This window comes from Citrobacter sp. wls714 (assembly GCF_005281025.1).
GTDB lineage: Bacteria > Pseudomonadota > Gammaproteobacteria > Enterobacterales > Enterobacteriaceae > Citrobacter > Citrobacter werkmanii.
Genome location: NZ_SZWZ01000028.1, coordinates 127,016 through 146,367 on the forward strand (window position 1 = coordinate 127,016; position 19,352 = coordinate 146,367).

General features: G+C 52.4%; 23 protein-coding genes. 8 read left to right on the top strand and 15 right to left on the bottom strand.

Annotation, left to right across the window (positions count from 1 at the left end):
* The first annotated feature begins 61 nt into the window (after positions 1 to 61).
* Both FDX11_RS05560 and FDX11_RS05565 read left to right on the top strand, forming a co-directional pair.
* Positions 62 to 571: a TRAP transporter small permease gene (locus FDX11_RS05560; RefSeq protein WP_061382759.1), complete on the top strand. Its 510-nt coding sequence runs from the start codon at positions 62 to 64 to the stop codon at positions 569 to 571.
* Between the two features lie 30 nt (positions 572 to 601).
* Entirely contained in the window at positions 602 to 1,888 is a 1,287-nt protein-coding gene (locus FDX11_RS05565) for a TRAP transporter large permease (RefSeq protein WP_003839607.1), read from the top strand.
* A gap of 91 nt (positions 1,889 to 1,979) precedes the next feature.
* Here the strand turns inward: FDX11_RS05565 and ridA are convergent, their stop codons facing one another.
* The 5 genes from ridA to pyrL all read right to left on the bottom strand — a co-directional run bounded on the left by ridA (position 1,980) and on the right by pyrL (position 3,991).
* Positions 1,980 to 2,366 carry a 2-iminobutanoate/2-iminopropanoate deaminase gene (gene ridA / locus FDX11_RS05570; protein WP_000047544.1) on the bottom strand — a complete coding sequence of 129 codons (387 nt, stop codon included), beginning with the start codon at positions 2,364 to 2,366 and terminating at the stop codon, positions 1,980 to 1,982.
* A 76-nt stretch (positions 2,367 to 2,442) separates the two neighbouring features.
* On the bottom strand, positions 2,443 to 2,904 hold the full coding sequence (gene pyrI, locus FDX11_RS05575; protein WP_003025816.1) for an aspartate carbamoyltransferase regulatory subunit: 462 nt from the start codon (positions 2,902 to 2,904) through the stop codon (positions 2,443 to 2,445).
* Positions 2,905 to 2,917: 13 nt separating this feature from the next.
* Positions 2,918 to 3,853, bottom strand: coding sequence for an aspartate carbamoyltransferase (gene pyrB, locus FDX11_RS05580; protein WP_038636743.1), 936 nt, complete (start codon positions 3,851 to 3,853; stop codon positions 2,918 to 2,920).
* Between the two features lie 2 nt (positions 3,854 to 3,855).
* The gene (locus FDX11_RS25715) at positions 3,856 to 3,909 is read right to left on the bottom strand and encodes a pyrBI operon leader peptide (protein ID WP_106875647.1); all 54 of its coding nucleotides are present in this window, start codon (positions 3,907 to 3,909) and stop codon (positions 3,856 to 3,858) included.
* Complete coding sequence (pyrL, locus tag FDX11_RS05590; protein WP_003025819.1) at positions 3,890 to 3,991, bottom strand: pyr operon leader peptide; 102 nt, start codon at positions 3,989 to 3,991, stop codon at positions 3,890 to 3,892. The genes FDX11_RS25715 and pyrL overlap by 20 nt, the downstream gene beginning before the upstream one ends.
* Here pyrL and FDX11_RS05595 point away from each other — a divergent pair.
* Positions 3,971 to 4,093, top strand: coding sequence for a hypothetical protein (locus tag FDX11_RS05595; RefSeq protein ID WP_087857458.1), 123 nt, complete (start codon positions 3,971 to 3,973; stop codon positions 4,091 to 4,093). The genes pyrL and FDX11_RS05595 overlap by 21 nt on opposite strands.
* On the opposite strand, the gene FDX11_RS05600 is transcribed toward FDX11_RS05595, so the two are convergent.
* The 5 genes from FDX11_RS05600 to arcA all read right to left on the bottom strand — a co-directional run bounded on the left by FDX11_RS05600 (position 4,090) and on the right by arcA (position 9,394).
* Complete coding sequence (locus FDX11_RS05600) at positions 4,090 to 4,569, bottom strand: arginine repressor (protein WP_042312701.1); 480 nt, start codon at positions 4,567 to 4,569, stop codon at positions 4,090 to 4,092. The genes FDX11_RS05595 and FDX11_RS05600 overlap by 4 nt on opposite strands.
* A gap of 144 nt (positions 4,570 to 4,713) precedes the next feature.
* Positions 4,714 to 6,117, bottom strand: coding sequence for a YfcC family protein (locus FDX11_RS05605; RefSeq protein ID WP_042312700.1), 1,404 nt, complete (start codon positions 6,115 to 6,117; stop codon positions 4,714 to 4,716).
* Positions 6,118 to 6,172: 55 nt separating this feature from the next.
* Entirely contained in the window at positions 6,173 to 7,177 is a 1,005-nt protein-coding gene (gene argF / locus FDX11_RS05610; protein ID WP_137350082.1) for an ornithine carbamoyltransferase, read from the bottom strand.
* A 54-nt stretch (positions 7,178 to 7,231) separates the two neighbouring features.
* Positions 7,232 to 8,164 carry a carbamate kinase gene (gene arcC / locus FDX11_RS05615; protein ID WP_042312696.1) on the bottom strand — a complete coding sequence of 311 codons (933 nt, stop codon included), beginning with the start codon at positions 8,162 to 8,164 and terminating at the stop codon, positions 7,232 to 7,234.
* Positions 8,165 to 8,173: 9 nt separating this feature from the next.
* On the bottom strand, positions 8,174 to 9,394 hold the full coding sequence (gene arcA / locus FDX11_RS05620) for an arginine deiminase (protein ID WP_137397618.1): 1,221 nt from the start codon (positions 9,392 to 9,394) through the stop codon (positions 8,174 to 8,176).
* Positions 9,395 to 10,066: 672 nt separating this feature from the next.
* Here arcA and FDX11_RS05625 point away from each other — a divergent pair.
* Entirely contained in the window at positions 10,067 to 10,519 is a 453-nt protein-coding gene (locus FDX11_RS05625) for a YhcH/YjgK/YiaL family protein (RefSeq protein WP_042312693.1), read from the top strand.
* A 100-nt stretch (positions 10,520 to 10,619) separates the two neighbouring features.
* Here the strand turns inward: FDX11_RS05625 and argF (FDX11_RS05630) are convergent, their stop codons facing one another.
* The gene (gene argF, locus FDX11_RS05630; RefSeq protein WP_137397602.1) at positions 10,620 to 11,627 is read right to left on the bottom strand and encodes an ornithine carbamoyltransferase; all 1,008 of its coding nucleotides are present in this window, start codon (positions 11,625 to 11,627) and stop codon (positions 10,620 to 10,622) included.
* Positions 11,597 to 11,692, bottom strand: a complete 96-nt coding sequence (locus FDX11_RS25720; RefSeq protein ID WP_371414783.1) for a hypothetical protein — start codon at positions 11,690 to 11,692, stop codon at positions 11,597 to 11,599. Before FDX11_RS25720 ends, argF (FDX11_RS05630) begins: the two co-directional genes overlap by 31 nt.
* 98 nt (positions 11,693 to 11,790) lie before the next feature.
* Here FDX11_RS25720 and rraB point away from each other — a divergent pair, with 98 nt between their 5' ends.
* From rraB to FDX11_RS05645, 3 genes are all read left to right on the top strand, one after another.
* Complete coding sequence (gene rraB / locus FDX11_RS05635; protein ID WP_042312689.1) at positions 11,791 to 12,216, top strand: ribonuclease E inhibitor RraB; 426 nt, start codon at positions 11,791 to 11,793, stop codon at positions 12,214 to 12,216.
* 51 nt (positions 12,217 to 12,267) lie between these two features.
* Positions 12,268 to 13,026, top strand: a complete 759-nt coding sequence (gene miaE, locus FDX11_RS05640) for a tRNA isopentenyl-2-thiomethyl-A-37 hydroxylase MiaE (protein ID WP_042312687.1) — start codon at positions 12,268 to 12,270, stop codon at positions 13,024 to 13,026.
* A 168-nt stretch (positions 13,027 to 13,194) separates the two neighbouring features.
* On the top strand, positions 13,195 to 14,025 hold the full coding sequence (locus FDX11_RS05645; RefSeq protein WP_137397603.1) for a topoisomerase II: 831 nt from the start codon (positions 13,195 to 13,197) through the stop codon (positions 14,023 to 14,025).
* Between the two features lie 26 nt (positions 14,026 to 14,051).
* Here FDX11_RS05645 and FDX11_RS05650 read toward each other — a convergent pair whose 3' ends face one another.
* On the bottom strand, positions 14,052 to 14,555 hold the full coding sequence (locus tag FDX11_RS05650) for a GNAT family N-acetyltransferase (RefSeq protein WP_137397604.1): 504 nt from the start codon (positions 14,553 to 14,555) through the stop codon (positions 14,052 to 14,054).
* Positions 14,556 to 14,748: 193 nt separating this feature from the next.
* Between FDX11_RS05650 and FDX11_RS05655 the strand changes: the two genes are divergently transcribed.
* A complete protein-coding gene (locus FDX11_RS05655; protein WP_137365057.1) occupies positions 14,749 to 15,939 on the top strand; it encodes a YjgN family protein in 1,191 nt (396 codons plus the stop codon).
* An 82-nt stretch (positions 15,940 to 16,021) separates the two neighbouring features.
* On the opposite strand, the gene FDX11_RS05660 is transcribed toward FDX11_RS05655, so the two are convergent.
* Positions 16,022 to 18,877, bottom strand: coding sequence for a valine--tRNA ligase (locus tag FDX11_RS05660; RefSeq protein WP_137365058.1), 2,856 nt, complete (start codon positions 18,875 to 18,877; stop codon positions 16,022 to 16,024).
* Positions 18,877 to 19,320 (bottom strand): DNA polymerase III subunit chi, encoded by a 444-nt coding sequence (gene holC, locus FDX11_RS05665; protein ID WP_042312678.1) that lies wholly within the window; start codon positions 19,318 to 19,320, stop codon positions 18,877 to 18,879. The genes FDX11_RS05660 and holC overlap by 1 nt, the downstream gene beginning before the upstream one ends.
* Positions 19,321 to 19,352 lie beyond the last annotated feature (32 nt).

Below are 19,352 nucleotides of genomic sequence, written 5' to 3' on the forward strand. Positions count from 1 at the left end.
TCATCAGGCGGAGGGAAGCAATCCTCTGCCTGAGTCTTTTGATTAATTCGAGGTGATAATTATGGGTGAATGCTATTCATCGGTAATGGATTTTCTTTATCGGGTCTCTATGTGGATTGCCGGTGTCGCATTATTGGTTATGGTCGCTATTATCCCCATTGGCATATTTGCACGCTATGTCCTGAACAATGCCCTGTCATGGCCTGAACCGGTCGCCATTCTTTGTATGGTGACGTTCACCTTTATTGGCGCGGCGGTGAGCTATCGCGCAGGTTCACATATCGCGGTGAGCATGGTCATTGACCGTCTGGGGGAGTCCGCCCGTCGTTACTGCTCGATTATCGCAGATATCATGTTGGTGGCGATCAGCCTGTTTATTCTCTGGTATGGAACCAATCTGTGTCTTGAGCTGTGGGACCAGCCCGTAGCGGAATTCCCGCTTTTAAGCGCCGGGCAAAACTATCTGCCGTTGCCGATTGGCTCCGCTATCACGCTGCTGTTTATCGCAGAAAAGATATTCCGCGGCCCGCAATATCAACGTCCCGTTGTCATGCTGGGTTCAACCAGCTAGTTACCGCCCCCATTTCATTAAGGAAAGCAGATGGATGCATTTATTCTCGTCTTTACGCTTGGCATTATGCTGGCGATTGGGGTACCGGTAGCGTACGCGGTTGGCATTAGCGCCATCATTGGAGCCTGGTATATTGATATTCCGCTGGAAGCAGTAATGATCCAACTGACCAGCGGAGTAAACAAGTTTTCGCTACTGGCGATCCCATTCTTTATTCTGGCCGGGGCAATCATGGCAGAAGGGGGAATCGCGCGCCGCCTGGTGAATTTTGCCTATATTTTCGTTGGCTTTATCCGCGGTGGGCTGTCGCTGGTAAACATCGTCGCCTCGACCTTTTTTGGCGCAATTTCAGGATCGTCGGTGGCCGATACCGCTTCTATCGGTTCAGTGATGATCCCGGAGATGGACAAAAAAGGCTACCCGCGCGATTTTGCCGCGGCAGTAACCGCCAGCGGCTCGGTGCAGGCGATCCTCACGCCGCCCAGCCATAATTCGGTTATCTACTCGCTGGCAACGGGCGGGACGGTGTCGATTGCCGCGCTGTTCATCGCCGGGATCCTGCCGGGCCTGTTGCTGAGCTTTAGCCTGATGGTGATGTGCGTGGCTTTTGCCCATAAACGCGGTTATCCAAAAGGGGAGCGCGTACCGTTTCGCCAGGCGCTGAAGATTTTCGTCGATACGCTGTGGGGATTAATGACGGTGGTGATCATCATGGGCGGGATCCTGTCAGGTATCTTTACCGCCACGGAATCCGCGGCGATTGCCTGTCTTTGGGCCTTCTTTGTCACCATGTTTATCTATCGTGACTATAAATGGTCTGAGCTGCCGAAGCTGATGTTCCGCACGGTGAAAACGGTCACTATCGTCATGATCCTGATAGGTTTTGCCGCCGCGTTTGGGGCCGTCATGACTTATATGCAGTTGCCGATGCGGATTACCGAAGCCTTCACCAGCATCTCGGATAACAAATATGTCATCCTGATGTGCATTAACATCATGCTGCTGCTGATCGGTACGCTGATGGACATGGCGCCGCTGATCCTGATCCTGACGCCGGTGCTACTACCGGTAACCAACGCGCTCGGCATTGACCCGGTCCATTTTGGCATGATCATGCTGGTGAACTTAGGGATCGGTCTGATTACGCCGCCGGTGGGGTCGGTGCTGTTTGTGGCCAGTGCGGTGAGTAAGCAGAAAATCGAGCAGGTGGTGAAGGCGATGCTGCCATTCTACCTGGTGCTGTTCCTGGTGCTGATGCTGGTGACGTACATTCCGGCGATTTCTCTATTCCTGCCGAAACTGTTTGGCGTGATGTGATAAATGCCCGGTGGCGCTCGCGCTTACCGGGCCTACAAACTACGCTTGCGTAGGCCGGATTACGCGAAGCCGCCATCCGGCACAAGCAGATTTAGCGACGAACGGCGATCGCTTCAATCTCGATTTTCACGTCTTTCGGCAGACGGGCAACTTCCACGCAAGAACGCGCCGGGAAGGTCGCGTTGTGCTCAGTGAAGAACGCTTCGTAGGTGGCGTTGACGGTAGCGAAATCGTTCAGGTCTTTCACGAAGACGGTCGTTTTTACGATGTCGCCCACTTTCAGACCTGCTGCTTCAACGATAGCTTTTACGTTTTCCAGCGACTGACGCGCCTGAGCGGACACGTCTTCCGCTACGGCGCCGGTTTTCGGATCGACCGGGATCTGACCGGAAGTGATTACCATGCTACCCAGGTCAACACCCTGTACGTATGGGCCGATTGCTGCTGGTGCATTTTCCGTCGCGATAGTCTTGCTCATGATTTCTCCTGAATTACAGCGGTAATAGAATGTTCCCGGCCATTATAGAGAGGCCACATTTCATAACCAACCCAAATTAGTTGGCCAGCACCACATAATGCGAAAACTCTTTTTCACAGTATTTGCATTTGAGTGCGATGTCATCAGCACGCTTTTTCACTGCAAAACTGGAAGAAACCGGCTCAGCATGACTGATACAGTTGCTGTTCGGGCACACCAGCACGTTGTCGATGCGCTCTGGCAGACTCGGACGTGATTTACCCACAACATCGTAATCGTCAATGCGGTTCACCGTTGCCTGCGGGGCATACAGAGAGAGCTGGTTAACCTGCTCGTCGGTCAGGAAGGTATTTTCAATTTTAATCAAGTCCTTACGACCCATCTCACCGGACGGCAGGTTCAGACCGATGGTGATTCGCTGGTCGGTTTCTGTCAGCTTGAACAGCGTCAGCAATTTAAAACCAACCTGTGCGGGAATATGGTCAATCACGGTGCCACGTTTGATGGCTTCAACCTGCAGTTTGTTATCGTGTGTCATCTCTTTTTCTCCCTTACAGTGCCAGTTCGCTATTCAGTACCAGTGCCAATAACGCCTGGCGGGCGAAGATGCCGTTGCCAGCCTGCTGGAAATACCAGGCGTGCGGCGTCTTATCGACGTCGGTGGTGATTTCATCAATACGCGGCAGCGGATGTAGTACCTTCATGTTGGCTCTGGCGCCGTTCAGGTCGCTGGCGCGCAGGACAAACTGTGCTTTCACGTTGGCGTATTCGGATGGGTCCAGACGCTCTTTTTGTACGCGGGTCATATAGAGGATATCGACCTCCGCCATTACCTCTTCGATAGTGCCATGCAGGCTCCAGGCGATGCCCTTTTCAGTCAGCATATCCAGAATGTATTGCGGCATGGCCAGCGCATCCGGGGCAATGAAGTAGAAGCGGTTGCCTTCAAATTTCGCCAGCGCCTGAGTTAAGGAGTGGACAGTGCGGCCATATTTCAGATCACCCACCATGGCGATTTGCAGATTGTCCAGGCGGCCCTGTGTCTCCTGAATGGTAAACAGATCCAGCAGCGTTTGGGTTGGATGCTGGTTAGAGCCGTCGCCCGCGTTAAGAACCGGAACGTTACCAGAGAATTCTGTTGCCAGACGCGCGGCGCCTTCCTGCGGATGACGCATGACGATGGCGTCGACATAGGTGCTGATGACGGAAATGGTGTCAGCCAGCGTTTCGCCTTTTTTGCCCAGAGACGTGTTGCTGCTGTCAGAGAAACCTACCACGCTGGCGCCCAGACGGTGCATAGAAGTTTCAAAGGATAGACGGGTGCGGGTGGACGCCTCAAAGAAACAGCTGGCGATGACCTTATGCTTTAACAGCTCCGGCTGTGGGTTCGCTTTTAATTTCGCCGCCGTTGCGAGGACCAGATTGAGGTCATCGCGGCTGAGGTCGTTTATGGAAATGATGTGTTTTTGATAGAGCGGGTTAGCCATGTTTATCTCCTGACGCCTGGGCAAAAAAAAAGCCCCTCAATTGAGGGGCTCGGAATGGGTGATCAACGGAAAGAAAAACGGCAGGCCAGCGTCCTTTTTCAGACGCGGTAAGACAAAATGTCGTACACACTGAACCATACATCCTCCCGGCAAATTGTCCGCGATTATACTCAGCTACGTTATGGGATCAAGCGAAAAATGCACGATTTATTCATCGCAAACGGTTCTTCTGAATTTTAATTCATTTTAAAGAGATAATTAATCTGCTTGTGAACCAGGCCCGTTCGCTGCACGACGCGCGGCGCGACCCAGACGATACTGCTACCGGCAATGACGCCCAGAACTTCCGGCAAGGCGTGATAATCGAGGATTCTGGCAACCGCGCGACCATATCCTGCTGCGGTGTGAATGAGGATAAACTCGCTATTGTGTTCTATGCTGACCACCATTTCAGCGATCGATCGCGCGGCATCTGGAGCGGGTCGTGACTGAGGATTCACAGAATAAATTTTTTGCCCTTTTGTGTTTCTTATTTTTATGGCCCCGAGCAACTTCAGCAAACGAGACACCGTCGACTGACTAATACTGGTAAAGCCGTGGCTTTGCAGGTCGCGACGCAGCGCTTCCTGAGACAGGTAGCTTTTTTCGCTAATCAGGCGCTGACACATCGCCAGCTGTTTTTGCTCTTTGGCAGAGTAATCATCGAATTCCTTCATAAAATCACCTTATATTTATTATCTGTATCAATGCGATGGCGAAATTCACCACATTTGCAGTATCAATAACGGCTCAAACGGGCGGTTGTGCAGAAAAACGAGAGAACGATCAAAAAAGCCGCCGGTATCCGACGGCTAAAAGGGTTACAGCATCGCGCCGATACTCAGGACGACCATGTTCAGTAACGTCAAAATGAGCAGTAACGGAGCGACCCATTTCAGGTAACGCACATAGGGAACGCGCGCGATGGCCAGCCCACCCATCACAACCGCAGATGTGGGTGTAATCAGATTCACAATGCCGGAAGCGGATTGATACGCGGTGACGACCAGATCCCTCTGTACATGCGCGAAGTCGGCCAGCGGGGCCATAATGGGCATGGTGAGGACCGCCAGCCCAGAGGACGATGGGACCAGGAAGGAGAGCAAAACTTCCAGCCAATAGGTCACATTGATGAAAATGGTGGTGGAAAGGCCGGAGACTAAATTTTCAGCGCTGTGCAGAATGGTGTGAGTGATCATGCCGTTATCCATCACCACGACGATGCCGCGCGCAATACCGATAATCAGCGCCACGCCAAGCAGATCCCGCGCACCGTCAATGAACGTACTGGTAAATGCCTCTTCACTCATGCGGGCGATTACACCGACGATAATCGCAGCAGCCAGAAAAACACCGGATATTTCTGCCATCCACCACCCGAGTACCGCTACTCCATAGATCATTACCGCAAAGGCGGCGGCGAAAATCAGCAGGATCCATTTCCGCGTTGCCGTGAATTCCAGATTGGTATTGGCGCGACTACCGAGAAAATGGGCGCGGTTTTCCTCCATTTTATCCGCCACGATAGACAGCTCAGGATGGCTGCGAACTTTCCGGGCATAGCGCATGACCCACACCACACAGATCACATAGCCGATGACCAGCAGCAGAATGCGCATCAGCATTCCCTGAGTGAAGGGGATCCCGGCAGCATTGGCAGCGATAACCGTTGCGAAAGGGTTAATTGTCGAACCGAGTGTGCCGATACCTGCGCCGAGCAAAACGGTCGCAGCAGCAACCAGTGGATCAAAGCGGGCCGCCATCATCACCGGGACGAGCAGCGTGTAAAAAGGAAGCGATTCTTCCGCCATCCCGTAAATCGTACCTCCGGCGGCGAAAAGTCCCATCAGGATGGGGATCATCCACTCTTCTTTGCCGTTAAGCCTGACCGTCACGCGTTCGATACCGGCGTCGATGGCCCCCGTTTTGTTTACTACGCCGAGAAACCCGCCGATGATCAGGACAAACAGCGCCACATCAATGGCGCCAGCGGTGTAGGTCTCGTGATTATAAAGACCGTCAATCGGTGCCAGCAGTACAGCGGTAATACCTTGGGGATGCGCCTCGGTGGGGGCATAAGTCCCGGCAACCGGCACTTCTTTGCCCAGGGTCGCATTCATCGCCATCTGATATTTCCCTGCCGGGACAATCCAGGTCATAACAGCGACGAGTGCAATAAGAATAAACAGGATGGTATACGCGCTGGGAAATTTGAATTTGCCCATGATGTTCTCCGGATAACTCGGGCATATGCCGTCAGGCGACATATGCCCGCAGGGGTTAGTCGCCGAGTGTCGCTACCATGACCGCTTTAATGGTATGCATCCGGTTTTCTGCTTCGTCGAAGACGATGGAGTGTGCTGACTCGAACACCTCCTCCGTGACCTCAAGCCCTTTCAGGCCGTAAGCCGCTTCGATTTCACGTCCAACTTTGGTGTGTTCGTTATGGAAGGCGGGCAGACAGTGCATAAATTTCACATTGGGGTTGCCGGTTGCGTTGATGACTCGCTGGTTAATCTGATAAGGCGTCATCAGGCTTACGCGTTCTGCCCATGCCTCTTTGGGTTCGCCCATGGAGACCCAGACATCGGTATAGAGGAAATCCACGTCGTAAACGCCTTCCTCAACGTCCTCCGTGAGCGTAATGCGCGCGCCCGTCACGCCGGCGATCTCACGGCATTCGGTAACCAGTTTTTCATCCGGCCAGAAGGATTTAGGGGCGACGAGGCGGATGTCCATCCCCATTTTCGCCGCGCCAACCATCAGCGAATTACCCATGTTATTGCGGGCGTCACCGAGGTAGGCGAAGCTCAGTTCAGGTAAGGTTTTGCCCGGCGCGTGTTCCAGCATGGTCATCAGATCCGCGAGGATCTGCGTAGGGTGAAATTCGTTGGTCAGCCCGTTCCATACCGGAACACCGGCGAACTGCCCCAGTTCTTCTACGATCTCCTGGCCATATCCGCGATATTCGATGCCGTCGTACATGCGGCCTAACACGCGGGCGGTATCTTTCATCGATTCTTTGTGACCAATCTGTGAGCCGCTTGGGCCGAGATAGGTTACCTGCGCGCCCTGATCAAAAGCGCCAACTTCAAAGGCGCAACGGGTGCGGGTTGAGGTTTTTTCGAAGATGAGCGCGATATTTTTACCGACCAGCGTCTGTCTTTCGCGTCCGGCCTTTTTCGCCGTTTTTAATTCGATAGCCAGATCGATCAGGTACTGGATCTCTGCCGGGGTGTAGTCGAGCAGTTTAAGAAAATTGCGATTTTTTAAGTTAACAGTCATCAGAATGTCCTTATGTAGGCCGGATAAGGCGCAGGCGCCATCCGGCAAAATGGGTCACGCGTCGTAAGCAATGGTTTCGGGCCGAATCAATGTGCCTTTCTCTCCCGAGAGAATGGCCGGACCGTCGGCCAACGAGCCGATGCCTGCTATCCCATGGCATTGAGAGACAAAATTCGCGCAGGCGGTAACTTTTGGACCCATAGAACCGGCGTCGAACTGCATCTCGCCGAGTATCTCGGGGGTGACCTGAGCCAAAGGCCGTTGGGTGGGTTTGCCCCAGTCGAGGTACACCGCGTCGGCGTCGGTCAGGATGAGCAACGCATCAGCATGAAGCTGGCTGGCGAGTAGGGCGGCGGAGAGATCTTTGTCGATCACGGCTTCAATACCGTGGTAGCCATCGGCCTTTTCCACGACCGGCACACCGCCACCGCCGTTGCAAATGACCAGATGATCGCGGGCGATCAACGCCTGGATCGCGTCACTTTCAACAATGCGTTTGGGCTGCGGAGAGGGCACAACGCGACGGAACGCTTTACCATCGGCTTTGAAAACCCAGCCTTTTTCCACCTGCAATGCATTGGCCTGGGTTTGGTCGTAAATGGGGCCGATATATTTGGTGGGATTGCTGAAGGCCGGATCGTGGGCATCGACTTCAACCTGCGTCAGCAGGACGCTAATTTCCCGCTGTGGAAGCTGGTTTTTCAGCGCCTGTTGCAACATATAGCCAATCATTCCCTGACTTTCCGCGCCGAGAATGTCGAGCGGATAGGGGGTGACGCTGGCGTAAGCGCTATTTTGCAACGCCAGCAGTCCAACCTGTGGGCCATTGCCGTGTACCAGAATCACACGCCACTGTTGCGTAAGCCGGGCGATGGTTTTTGCCGCCAGCTCAATGTTCTTACGTTGGATGTCAGCTTCCAGCGGCTCGCCGCGTTTGAGCAGCGCGTTGCCGCCCAGAGCCACAACCAGGGTCGGTTTATTTTCCATGACGTCTCCTTAAATACCGTCGCGTTCCAGCGGGCAGCTCATGCAGCGCGCGCCGCCGCGTCCGCGTCCAAGTTCGTCGCCAGGAATGGGTAAAACGGTGATGCCGGCTTTGTCGTATTTCTCGTTGGTCCAGATATTGCGCTCGTAACCCACAACCACACCGGGACGTAGCGTCAGGACGTTGTTGGCGTCATTCCACTGTTCACGTTCGGCTTCGAAGGCGTCACCGCCGGTGGTAATCAGGCGAATTTGATCGAGCCCCAGCGCTTTTTCCAGGGCATGAACCAGCGTACTTTCCTGCGTCCGTTTCAGGCCGCCGCGCCCGTCCGGCGTCAGAGTCCAACACTGCACGTCCGGGCGCACCACTTCCGGGTAGACAGAGAAAGTGTCGATATCGATGTGGGTCATAACGGTGTCGAGATGCATACAGGAACGATGCTTAGGCAGTTCGACCGCGATGACGCGCTCTGCCTGGCGATGCTTGAAGAGTGACTGGGCAAGGAACTCGATTCCCTGTGGCGTGGTACGCTCAGACATGCCAATAAGTACCGCACCGCGACCAATGACCAGCACATCTCCACCTTCTAATGTGGCGTGGTCATAATTAATATTTTCATCACCGAAGTATTTAATAAACTCACCATCGGCGAATTGCGGGTGCCAACGGTAAATCGCCCGCAGATTATTAGTTTCTCGTTGCCGGGCAGTTTTAGCCATCGGATTAATCGACACGCCGTTATATATCCAGCAGGAGGTGTCGCGGGTAAATAAATGGTTGGGCAATGGCTTCATAATAAAATCATTAATATCATGAGTATCAACCACCATATTTTTGATTGACGCTGGGATTTCGCCATAGGTCAGCCCGCCGCTTAAATGCCGTGCCAGTTCCCGGTGCTGCATGTCCGCAAGCCAGGCGCGGACATCGGCGGCGAAAGTGGGGCCAAGGCGATAATCAGAAATTTGCGTATCCAGCAGCCAGCTTTTAGCGTCTGGAATATCCAGAGTTTGTGTCAATAAATCAGTGAGTAACAGAACCTCAATTCCCTGTTCACGCAGCGTGTTGGCGAAAATGTCGTGCTCTTCACCTGCACGTTCTACCGAAAGCACATCATCAAAAAGCAGCTCCTGACAATTGGATGGCGTCAGCCTTTTTAAGCTGAGATTAGGGCGATGCAGCATCACGCTACGTAATTGACCGATTTCAGAACCGACATAATGCTTTTCCATCATTATTCCTTTAATACGATTTTAAAAAATAAAGAGGAGATGGCTGCAAATGCAATTTATTGCAGTCATGATTTTTCAGCTGATTTCAGAATCTATATTTAGATCTTATTTGATACGGAAACGTGATTTGTTTCACAGTCGGTTCGATATTTGAATTTGCTTTCCTAATATATGAGATGGCTCTGAGATTTTAAAAAATAATAAATACAATAACTGAATTGCTACGCATGAATATGTCTTGTTATTTATCTATGTTAATTTCATGTACATTTTTAAAAATATATACACTTAATAATCAATTGATTTTTATGTGTTTTTTATTATGAGGTGAATGTTTATGCGGTTCTGTGATTCTATTATTTGTACGGGACAGTTTATTGCCAAATAAATATGGTGGCGAACAAAGCGAGTGGGGGAGGTGTGAATTGTGATCGACGGCTGGGTTTTATCATAACACTTTCAAAACCAGCAAGTTACCAGCAAAGAGAAAAATGAGAGGGTAAGAGTTATGCAGTGTTTATGCATAACCTGATGCGTTAGGTTAACAACTATCTAACATCATCAGCGATAAACATGCGTTGCCGCAAAATATCGGTAATTAGGAGTGGTATGGCAGGCCGTTTTTTCGTATAACAACAAAAATGAAACGATGTTTTAATTAAGGGGTTTGAGATGATTGTCGGCAATATTCACAACCTGGGTGCCTGGCTGCCGGAAGAGCTGCGTCAGGCGATTGAGCACATTAAAACGCATGTTACGGATGCGACGGAAAAGGGTAAGCACGACATCGATGGCGATCGCCTGTTTTATCTGATTGCCGAAGATATGACGGAGCCGTTTGCACAGCGCCGTGCCGAATATCATGCCCGCTATCTGGATATTCAGATCCTGCTCAAAGGGCAGGAAGGCATGGCCTTTAGTACGCAGCCTGCGGGCGCGCCGGAAACTGACTGGCTGGCGGATAAAGATATTGCCTTCCTGCCGGAAGGGGCACAGGAGAAAACGGTGGTGCTGAACGAGGGTGACTTTGTGGTGTTCTATCCGGGGGAAGTGCACAAACCGCTGTGCGCAGTCGGTGCTCCGGCGCTGGTACGCAAAGCGGTGGTTAAGCTGTTGGTTGAGTGACGGACCGTAGGCCTGATAAGCGTAGCGCCATCAGGCACAACGGTGCAGATTGCCGGATAAGATGCTTAGCATCGCCATCCGGCAAATCAATCATGCAACGTTATTTTTTGGAAAGCGTCGCCACCATTACCGCTTTAATAGTGTGCATCCGGTTTTCCGCCTGATCAAATACGATGCTGGCGGGTGACTCAAAGACGTCGTCGGTCACTTCCATCCCGCCGTGCAAACCGTACTGTTGCGCCATTTGTTTGCCAAGCGTGGTTTGATCATCATGGAACGCGGGCAGGCAGTGCAGAAATTTCACCTGCGGATTGCCGGTGAACGCCATCATCGCGCTGTTTACCTGATATTTGCGCAGCAGCGCAATACGCTCGGCCCACTTCTCTTTCGCTTCGCCCATTGACACCCATACGTCGGTGTAGATGAAGTCTGCACCTTTTACGCCCGTGGCGATATCTTCGGTCAGCGTAATATTGCCACCGTTTTTCTGTGCCAGCGCTTTGCATTCTGCCACCAGACTCTCTTCCGGCCAGCAGGCCTGCGGTGCAACCAGACGCAGATCTAACCCGGTTAACGCGGCGGCTTCCAGCATTGAATTGCCCATATTGTTACGGGCATCGCCGGTGTAGACCAACGCCATCTCATTAAATGCTTTACCCGGCAGGTGCTCCTGCATAGTTAACAGATCCGCCAGTAACTGGGTGGGATGATACTCGTTAGTTAATCCATTCCACACCGGCACCCCGGCATATTCCGCCAGCGTTTCCACCACTTCCTGACCGTGACCCCGATACTGAATACCGTCGTACATGCGGCCAAGCACGCGGGCAGTATCTTTAATCGACTCTTTATGTCCAATCTGGCTGCCGCTTGGCCCGAGATATGTCACACGAGCGCCCTGATCGTATGCGGCAACTTCGAAAGAGCAACGAGTACGAGTCGAGTCTTTTTCGAAGATGAGCGCGATATTTTTACCGGTGAGTTGAGCGACCTCGGTGCCGTTTTTCTTATCTGCCTTGAGCTGCGCGGCGAGCTTGAGCAGTGACGTGAGTTCAGCAGAGGTGAAATCGAGCAATTTCAAAAAGTGCTTCTGATAAAACGTAGACATGGTTTCCTCACATGGCTTAAGCCATTTATTGAATTAAAATTCAATTTATATGGATGTTTATTCATTTGCAACCTTGTTTAACAAATCTTTCTTGGAAAGGTGGAGGCAATGACAGCGGTATGTGACAATAAGAGTATCGGCAGGACATTATGAGGAACGAGCCATGGCAAACCCGGAACTACTGGAAGAGCAGCGTGAAGAAACACGCTTGATTATTGAAGAGTTACTCGAAGATGGCAGCGATCCAGACGCGCTGTACACCATTGAGCATCACCTTTCCGCGGACGACTTTGAAACCCTGGAAAAAGCGGCAGTAGAAGCCTTCAAGCTGGGTTATGAAGTGACCGAGCCGGAAGAGCTGGAAGTGGAAGAAGGCGACACGGTTATTTGCTGTGACATCCTCAGCGAATGCGCCCTGAATGCCGAGCTGATTGACGCGCAGGTTGAGCAACTGATGAACCTGGCTGAAAAATTTGAAGTGGAATACGACGGTTGGGGCACTTATTTTGAAGACCCGAACGGCGAAGAAGGTGAAGACGGCGACGATGAAGACCTCGTCGACGAAGATGATGACGGCGTGCGTCACTAAGTCATCTGCTGACCTGCGGTAGCACAGGCTGCCGCAGGCCAAGGACAACGTATGGATTACCCGCAAATACTCTCCCCGATCCACAACTTCCTGAAATGCAAAACGCCCCAGGCCTGGCTTGATAAAGCGCGAGACCCGGCGAATCTGCCGCTGTTATTGACCGATCACCTCGTCTGCGAACTGAAAGCGGCGCAAACGGCAATGCTGCTGGTGCGTAAGTATGTCGCGGATAAACAGGGATCGCAGGCGCTGTTGGACTGGCTGAAACCCTATGAGGCCTTTGCCTTCAGAGAAGGGGATGAGCCGGATTTTATCGCGCTGAATAAACAGATAAGCAAAAGCGTCATGCCGCAAACCGACGACCCGTGGGGACGAAAGCTTATCGACAGCATGGTGTTGCTGATTAAAGAAGAGCTACATCACTTCTCGCAGGTACGCGAGGCGATGATGAGCCGCAATATTCCTTACATCAAAATTACCGCCAGCCGTTACGCCAAAGGCATGCTCAAAGAGGTACGCACCCACGAGCCGCTGACGCTGATCGACAAGCTGATTTGCGGGGCGTATATCGAAGCCCGCTCCTGTGAACGTTTTGCCGCGCTGGCACCGTATCTGGAGGCTGATTTGCAGGCGTTTTATCTGTCGCTGCTGCGATCCGAGGCGCGGCACTATCAGGATTATCTGGCGCTGGCGCAGCAGGTTTCTGCTGATGATATCAGCGACCGGGTGCGATTTTTTGGCGAAGTCGAAGCCGCGCTGATTACCTCTCCTGACGACGAGTTCCGCTTTCACAGCGGCGTACCGGCTTGATTCTTTCCGTGACGTGCGGTGTTCAATCATCGCGCGTATTACCTCTTCCCCCATTTCCGCTAGCAAAATCTGGTGGCTGGAAATCGCTCGCAGCTGCCGTAATAATCAAAACACACGAAGGGGGAAATATATCCCCTTACCAGAGATTGTTTTGCATAAGGATGGTTAATGAACTGGGCACACGTATGGTTAGCGGGCTATATCGGGGTGGTGATTGCCATCGTCGTTGGCATGTTTCGTAAAAAAGGCTGGCTGGGCAAGATCTCAGGCGCGGTGGTCTTTGTGGTGGCGATTATTGCGTGGAATCTGTTTGATGTGCACTACCTGATCCCACGTGAAAACCCGGATTATGGTCTGACCGAAGAGCAGCAGTTTGAAAAGGCGATGCTCTCTAATCCGGCGTTTCAGGTGATTAAGGAACAGGAGCCCGCGCTGACACAAAAAATTATCAGCCAGGCAGCGCAGATGAAGAAAGCGGGGAGCAGCGAACAGCAGGTTATCGACGCGATACAGCCGCAGATTCTTCAGTTGCAGATGGCACGATTGCAGCAAGCTCCTGATGCCAATGTCATTGAATATATGAAAATTAATCTTGAGCAGATCGCCGCCGTGGCCAAAATAGGTGATGACGAATGCTTCCGCTTCCTGTTTCCGGCAGTAAAAGGGGGGATTAACCCGGCACGTCTGATTCCGCATGAGATCATGAACCGTCGTATGGCGAGTGATATGAGTATGATGCGTGCTGCCTATGGTCCGAACAAACATACGGTCACGGCAGAAGAGAAACAGCTGGCGTTGCAGGATCTGCAAGCAATAAGTCCTGGACTAGTACAGCGCTATGGACCGGATATTCAAATCATGGCCGATCCGACTAAAGCTGTCGGCAAAGAGAAGATTGCCTGTGAGATAGTGCAGGATCTCTGGTTACAGGTGTTGAAGCTGCCGACCGCGCGTTCGGCCGGCGTGATTCGTCTGATGCTTTCAGCTGAGATGCAGTAAGGTTGCCATAGCCCCTCAGCGTAAGGTCAGAGGGGCTTTAACATCCGTACTTCACAATCCACGTGCCCGGTGCAGCCCAGCGCTTCGCTGATATGCTCAAAGCCTAAATGTTCATACAGGCGAATAGCCTCGGTCAGAAACGCGGTCGTTTCCAGATAGCACTGCTTGAAACCCTGCTCACGGGCGTGATCCAGCGCCATCAGCGCCAGCTTTTTCGCCAGCCCCTGGCCGCGTACGCTCGACAGGAAATACATCTTCTGCAGCTCGCAAATGTCCGGCTCGCTACAGCCTAACGGCGCGACGCCGCCGCCGCCCACCACCTGACCATTCTGCTCAACGACCCAATAGGCCGCGCCCGGCTGGCTGTAAACCTGGAACAGCTCATCCAGATTAGGGTCGGCGACGGTATAGCCTTTATCAGCGGTAAGCCCGTATTCTGCGGAAACCTGACGGATTACCGCAGCGATGGCGGCATTGTCTGTTTCGGTGATTCGACGTAGCTTCAGCGTGGAGGACAGCACAATATTCATAATATGGCTCAATTCTAAAAATACATTTATATATTTATTTAATACCACTCTCTTCTGTCGTGTGCAAGACGTTCCTTAATTGGAGAAAAATAAAAAACATTAAGTAATTAAAAATAGTATCGTAAGCGAACCAGTAATTAAATGCTGGTTTTTATTTTTTCTATTAATAGAATGCATGTTAGGGATATTATTCATGAATGAGTTTGTTCGTGGTCAGGAGAATCAAAGCCACACATTTGTTTTTACCGGTAAAGGATGGCAGTATTTTGTGCTTTGTCTTATCAATTTTTTGTTGAGTTGCATTACCCTGGGTATTTATATGCCGTGGGCGATAGTGAAATGTCGCCGTTATATTTATGAGAATATGACTCTTAATGGTCAGGCTTTTACCTATAAGGCAACGGGTGGCGCTATTTTTGTTAGCTTCCTGTTGATCATGGTGATTTATGGCGCGAGCGTGAGTTTCATCGCTCACGGTAGTCATCTCATTGGATTTACTTTGATCGGCTTACTGATAGCGGCCATTCCGTTAATGGCAATAAAAAGCCTGCAATATCAGGCGGCGATGACATCGCTTAACGGTGTCTGCTTTGGTTTTTCCTGCTCAAAATTACAGGCCTGGCTCTTTATGCTGCTCGTGCCAGTGGTGCTTTCTCTGGTTAACTGGGGTGTGGTTTATCTTCTGAGCCTGGCTACAGAATGGCTGGATGGCAGCACGGGAACGCTGATCAGAATAGCGTTTATTGCGCTGGTGGGCATTGTCGGTATGGGTATCACCTATGGTATTACCTATGCAAAATGGATGCAGTTGGTTGGTAATGGCGGGAGTTTTGGTATTCACCGTTTTGCCATTGACGTTAATATGAAAGCGTGCGTTGTAGGTTGTATTAAAGCCGTGCTGGTACTGCTGCCATTTGTTGTGGTGATAGCCTGGCTGATTGCTCCTATTTTTCTGCAAATGGTGATGCTGGCTGTGTTAGGCGTGGCTGATGACGCGTTTATCATGGAAAATCACAGCAGAATAATGGCTTGCTATTTCCTCTATTTCGTCGGGATTATTGTCGCCGTAAGTTATTTATATGTCACGCTACGCAATCTGTTTATGAATAACCTGGTACTGGCAGAGGGTAAGATTCGTTTTCATTCTTCAGTAACGGCGCATGGTCTGGTCTGGCGTTTTGTGCTGGTGATGTTTATTTCGGGTATAACGCTTGGGTTGGCTTATCCGTGGATGAAAATGTGGCTTGTCAGTTGGCTGGCCAGCAACTCCCATGTTCAGGGCGATTTGGATTCGCTGGCGCTGACTAACGACGACAATGCGCTGGAAACCGGCCCGGCGATGTGGCTTTCTCGTGGTGTGATGACCTACTTCCCGTTCATCTGATACAACAAGGCCGGAGCATGCTCCGGCCTTAAATTTTTGTGCCTGTTTGCCGGATTAGCGTAGCGCCATCCGGCAAACAGTGTTACAGCGCGGCGATGACCGCCTGCTGCTCAATCAGCTTCGCTTTCGCTTCTGCGTAACCGTCCAACTTCTCACGCTCTTTGGCGATCACCGCTTCCGGTGCGCGAGCGACGAAACCTTCGTTGGAGAGTTTGCCTTCGATACGGGCAATCTCACCTTCGATTTTCGCCACTTCTTTCGCCAGACGCGCCAGCTCATCTTCTTTGTTGATGAGGCCAGCCATCGGGATCAGCAGTTCAGCTCCGTCGATGATTTTGGTCACGGAAACCGGACCTTTGTCATCGGCAGGCAGCACGGTGATGCTTTCCAGACGCGCCAGGTTCAGCAGGAAGCTGCGGTTGTCGTTCACACGACGCATCGCGTCAGCGCTGCAACCACGCAGCAGCAGCTCCAGCGGTTTACCCGGGGCGATGTTCATTTCCGCACGAATGTTACGCACGGCAACGATCGCCTGCTTCAGCCATTCGGTATCGGCCAACGCGGCTTCATCAACCTGCGCGGCGTTATATTCCGGGAACGGCTGCAGCATAATGGTATCGGCGGTAATACCGCAAATGACCTTCACGCGCTGCCAGATGGTTTCAGTGATGAACGGGATGATTGGGTGCGCCAGGCGCAGCAGACCTTCCAGCACGGTGACCAGCGTATTGCGGGTGCCGCGCAGTTCAGATTCGGAACCCCCGGTCATTACCGGCTTGGTCAGCTCCAGATACCAGTCGCAGAACTGGTTCCAGGTGAACTCGTACAGAATGCCCGCGGCGATATCGAAGCGGAAGTTATCCAGCGCTTCGCGGTACGCTTTCACGGTCTGGTTGAATTCAGCCAGGATCCAGCGGTCAGCCAGCGACAGCGTCATTTCACCGCCGTTGAAGCCGCAATCCTGATCTTCAGTGTTCATCAGCACGAAGCGGCTGGCGTTCCACAGCTTGTTACAGAAGTTACGGTAACCTTCCAGACGCTTCATATCCCAGTTGATATCGCGGCCGGTCGAAGCCAGCGCCGCCAGGGTAAAGCGCAGGGCGTCGGTGCCGTGCGGCTCGATACCGTTCGGGAACTGCTTCTCGGTACGCTTGGCAATCTTCTCAGCCAGCTGCGGCTGCATCATGTTGCCGGTACGTTTTTCCAGCAGCTCCGGCAGGGAGATGCCGTCGACCATATCCAGCGGGTCAATAACGTTACCCTTGGACTTGGACATCTTCTGGCCTTCGTCGTCGCGAATCAGACCGGTCATGTAGACGGTATGGAACGGAACCTGCGGCTTGCCGTTTTCATCTTTGATGAAGTGCATGGTCATCATGATCATGCGGGCAATCCAGAAGAAGATGATGTCGAAGCCGGAAACCATCACGCTGGTTGGGTGGAACTGACGCAGGGCGTCGGTATTTTCCGGCCAGCCGAGGGTGGAGAAGGTCCACAGCGCGGAGGAGAACCAGGTATCGAGAACGTCTTCGTCCTGACGAAGCGCAACGTCGGCGCCGAGGTCGTTTTCCTGACGCACTTCGTCTTCTGTACGGCCAACGTAGACGTTGCCGTCGTTGTCGTACCATGCCGGGATACGGTGACCCCACCACAGCTGACGGGAGATACACCAGTCCTGAATATCGCGCATCCAGGAGAAGTACATGTTTTCGTACTGCTTCGGCACGAACTGAATGCTACCGTTTTCAACGGCTTCAACCGCTGGTTTCGCCAGCACGTCAGCACGCACGTACCACTGGTCGGTCAGCATCGGTTCGATAACCACGCCGCCACGGTCGCCGTAAGGGACAGTCAGGTCGTGCGGTTTAATTTCTTCCAGCAGGCCCAGCGCGTCAACGGCAGCGACGATCGCCTTACGGGCAGCAAAACGTTCCAGCTTCTGGAATTCAGCCGGGATCGCGTTGGAGTAAACGTCAGACTCTTCGCCTTTGGTGTCGTACACTTCCGCGGTTTCGCGGATGTCGCCGTCAAAGGTCAGAATATTGATCATCGGCAGGGCGTGACGACGACCGACTTCGTAGTCGTTAAAGTCGTGCGCCGGGGTGATCTTCACGCAGCCGGTGCCTTTTTCCATATCGGCGTGTTCGTCGCCAACGATTGGAATACGGCGGTCAACCAGCGGCAGCATCACGAATTTGCCGATCAGATCTTTATAACGCGGATCTTCCGGGTTCACGGCCACGCCAGTATCGCCGAGAATGGTTTCCGGACGGGTAGTGGCGACGACCAGATAATCTTTACCATCTGCGGTTTTCGCGCCGTCGGCCAGCGGATAGCGGATGTGCCACATCGAGCCTTTGGACTCGCGGTTTTCCACTTCCAGGTCAGAGATGGCGGTGCGCAGTTTCGGGTCCCAGTTCACCAGGCGCTTGCCGCGGTAAATCAGGTCTTCTTTGTACAGGCGAACGAAGACTTCTTTCACGGCATTGGAAAGACCTTCGTCCATGGTGAAGCGCTCGCGCTCCCAGTCAACGGAGTTGCCGAGACGGCGCATCTGACGGGTAATGGTGCCGCCGGATTCCGCTTTCCACTGCCAGATTTTGTCGATGAACGCATCGCGACCGTAGTCGTGACGAGTTTTACCTTCTTCAGCGGCAATCTTACGCTCAACCACCATCTGGGTAGCGATACCCGCGTGGTCGGTACCGGCCTGCCACAGAGTGTTTTTGCCCTGCATGCGCTGGTAGCGAATCATGGTGTCCATGATGGTTTGCTGGAAAGCATGACCCATATGCAAACTGCCGGTGACGTTCGGCGGCGGGATCATGATGCAGAAGGACTCTTTGCTTTCATCGCCGTTAGGTTTGAAATAGCCCTGCTTTTCCCAGTGCTCGTAAAGCGGCTGTTCGATATCTTGTGGGTTATATGTCTTTTCCATTATTTCCAGGTTGCCGTATTCAGGTTAAAACCAGCCACGCGGTAAGCTTTGTAGCGATCGCGTGCCGATTGTTTCAAAGAATCTTCGTAAGGGACGAAGTCTATCACTTCTGTGAAAGCGGTGGCAAAATCTGCAAAGCCAACGCGCAAACTGATGAGCAGGTCGCGCGGGCTGCTGTTGCGTTTTTCCGGCCAGGCAATCTCTACCGGTGCGCCGCCTCTGGGACCTTCACCCGCCAGATTATGCGGCACGAAGCTTTCTGCCGGTCTTGCCCACAGGGCTTCATCAAGACGAAAGGCCTGCTTTTCGTTTTCGCAGGCGATCAGCACGCGCTTGCCAGCACGCCAACGTTCTGCGGCAATTTCACACACCAGTTGCTCGACGGCGCTTAAGCCATCAACGGTAGTGTCATTATCCAGAAGATAGAACGTCGCATTCTTCATATATGGGGCTTCTTGTGGTGAATTTAAATGCG

Excerpts from the sequence above, each read along its gene's own strand:
- pyrB (WP_038636743.1), bottom strand. The coding sequence starts at position 3,853 with ATGGCTAACCCGCTCTATCAAAAACACATCATTTCCATAAACGACCTC.
- argF (WP_137350082.1), bottom strand. The coding sequence starts at position 7,177 with ATGACTGTTAACTTAAAAAATCGCAATTTTCTTAAACTGCTCGACTAC.
- FDX11_RS05650 (WP_137397604.1), bottom strand. The coding sequence starts at position 14,555 with ATGAATATTGTGCTGTCCTCCACGCTGAAGCTACGTCGAATCACCGAA.
- FDX11_RS05625 (WP_042312693.1), top strand. The coding sequence starts at position 10,067 with ATGATTGTCGGCAATATTCACAACCTGGGTGCCTGGCTGCCGGAAGAG.
- FDX11_RS05605 (WP_042312700.1), bottom strand. The coding sequence starts at position 6,117 with ATGGGCAAATTCAAATTTCCCAGCGCGTATACCATCCTGTTTATTCTT.
- FDX11_RS25720 (WP_371414783.1), bottom strand. The coding sequence starts at position 11,692 with ATGAATAAACATCCATATAAATTGAATTTTAATTCAATAAATGGCTTA.
- holC (WP_042312678.1), bottom strand. The coding sequence starts at position 19,320 with ATGAAGAATGCGACGTTCTATCTTCTGGATAATGACACTACCGTTGAT.
- argF (WP_137397602.1), bottom strand. The coding sequence starts at position 11,627 with ATGTCTACGTTTTATCAGAAGCACTTTTTGAAATTGCTCGATTTCACC.
- FDX11_RS05600 (WP_042312701.1), bottom strand. The coding sequence starts at position 4,569 with ATGAAGGAATTCGATGATTACTCTGCCAAAGAGCAAAAACAGCTGGCG.
- FDX11_RS05565 (WP_003839607.1), top strand. The coding sequence starts at position 602 with ATGGATGCATTTATTCTCGTCTTTACGCTTGGCATTATGCTGGCGATT.
- FDX11_RS05595 (WP_087857458.1), top strand. The coding sequence starts at position 3,971 with ATGTCGTACACACTGAACCATACATCCTCCCGGCAAATTGTCCGCGAT.
- ridA (WP_000047544.1), bottom strand. The coding sequence starts at position 2,366 with ATGAGCAAGACTATCGCGACGGAAAATGCACCAGCAGCAATCGGCCCA.
- pyrI (WP_003025816.1), bottom strand. The coding sequence starts at position 2,904 with ATGACACACGATAACAAACTGCAGGTTGAAGCCATCAAACGTGGCACC.
- FDX11_RS05655 (WP_137365057.1), top strand. The coding sequence starts at position 14,749 with ATGAATGAGTTTGTTCGTGGTCAGGAGAATCAAAGCCACACATTTGTT.
- arcA (WP_137397618.1), bottom strand. The coding sequence starts at position 9,394 with ATGGAAAAGCATTATGTCGGTTCTGAAATCGGTCAATTACGTAGCGTG.
- miaE (WP_042312687.1), top strand. The coding sequence starts at position 12,268 with ATGGATTACCCGCAAATACTCTCCCCGATCCACAACTTCCTGAAATGC.
- FDX11_RS05660 (WP_137365058.1), bottom strand. The coding sequence starts at position 18,877 with ATGGAAAAGACATATAACCCACAAGATATCGAACAGCCGCTTTACGAG.
- FDX11_RS05560 (WP_061382759.1), top strand. The coding sequence starts at position 62 with ATGGGTGAATGCTATTCATCGGTAATGGATTTTCTTTATCGGGTCTCT.
- pyrL (WP_003025819.1), bottom strand. The coding sequence starts at position 3,991 with ATGGTTCAGTGTGTACGACATTTTGTCTTACCGCGTCTGAAAAAGGAC.
- rraB (WP_042312689.1), top strand. The coding sequence starts at position 11,791 with ATGGCAAACCCGGAACTACTGGAAGAGCAGCGTGAAGAAACACGCTTG.
- FDX11_RS05645 (WP_137397603.1), top strand. The coding sequence starts at position 13,195 with ATGAACTGGGCACACGTATGGTTAGCGGGCTATATCGGGGTGGTGATT.
- arcC (WP_042312696.1), bottom strand. The coding sequence starts at position 8,164 with ATGGAAAATAAACCGACCCTGGTTGTGGCTCTGGGCGGCAACGCGCTG.